Source organism: Bradyrhizobium genosp. SA-3 (assembly GCF_004212635.1).
Classification (GTDB): domain Bacteria; phylum Pseudomonadota; class Alphaproteobacteria; order Rhizobiales; family Xanthobacteraceae; genus Bradyrhizobium.
The window spans coordinates 1-1,088 of sequence record NZ_PSRT01000317.1 but is presented as its reverse complement, the minus strand read 5'-3'; the positions used below and the strand labels follow the sequence as shown (position 1 = coordinate 1,088).

Sequence of the window (1,088 nt, the reverse complement as noted above, 5' to 3'; positions counted from 1 at the left end):
CTGCTGTCTGGTGCCGAGAGCCCGATTGCGAGTTGGACCCGGGATGCCTTTGATGACCCCAGCTGGAGCCAAGGGTTGAACACGCCCTGGAGCACGCTTCTTAGACTTCCTATCGACAAGGCCCCACGCCGGCAGTGCAAGCGTTGGAGGAGCCGATGGATGTATTGTACGAACGAGTGGCCGGATTGGATGTGCACAAGGCAACGATTGTCGCCTGTGTGCGGAAGACGACGGCTGGAACAGTAGAGCGGGAATGTCGCACATTTGAGACGACGACGGCAGGGCTGCTGGCGTTGCTCGACTGGCTGAGAGAAAGCGGGTGCACGCACGTGGCCATGGAGGCAACAGGCGTGTACTGGAAGCCGGTCTGGAACATTCTGAGCGAGGGCACTTTCGAGTTAATCCTGGTCAATGCCGCGCATATCAAGAACGTGCCGGGCCGCAAGACGGACATGAACGATGCGATGTGGATCGCCGATCTTATGGCGTGCGGTCTGCTGAAGCCGAGCTTCGTGCCCGATGAACGGCTGCAGGAACTGCGCTCGCTGATGCGAACCCGCAAGCAGCTGACGCGGGAGCAAACGCGGCATGTGCAGAGGATCGAGAAGACGCTGGAAGCTGCCAACATCAAGCTCAGTTCGGTGATCTGCGAAGTCATGGGGGGCAGCGGCCGGCGAATAATCGAGGCGATGATCTCGGGGGTACGCGACCCGCGCAAGCTGGCAACGTTGGCTCACCGGCAGATCAAGGCTTCTCCCAAAGAGCTTTATGACGCGCTTCATGGCCGGCTGACCGACCATCATCGCTTTCTTCTGCAACTCCACATCGGGCAATACGATGCCTTGGGTGCCGCCATTGATCGGATCGATCGGCAAGTCGACGCGGCCATCACTAGGCTGGACGAGGGAGCAGCCGGCGGCCAGGCCTGCTTTCGTGATCTGATCCGGCTGTTATGCACGATACCGGGTGTCGGCACCTTGGCTGGCACGTCGATCCTGGCCGAGATCGGCCGCGACATGAACCGCTTCCCCAGTGCGGGCCATCTCGTCGCCTGGGCCGGGCTTTGCCCAGGACAGAATGAGAGCGCC

The 1,088-nt window shown here is 61.0% G+C and carries 1 protein-coding gene; it reads left to right on the top strand.

The features are described from left to right. Positions 1–155: 155 nt before the first annotated feature. Positions 156–1,088: IS110 family transposase (locus tag CWO91_RS42255; protein ID WP_130221180.1), on the top strand; the 933-nt coding region annotated here is incomplete at its 3' end.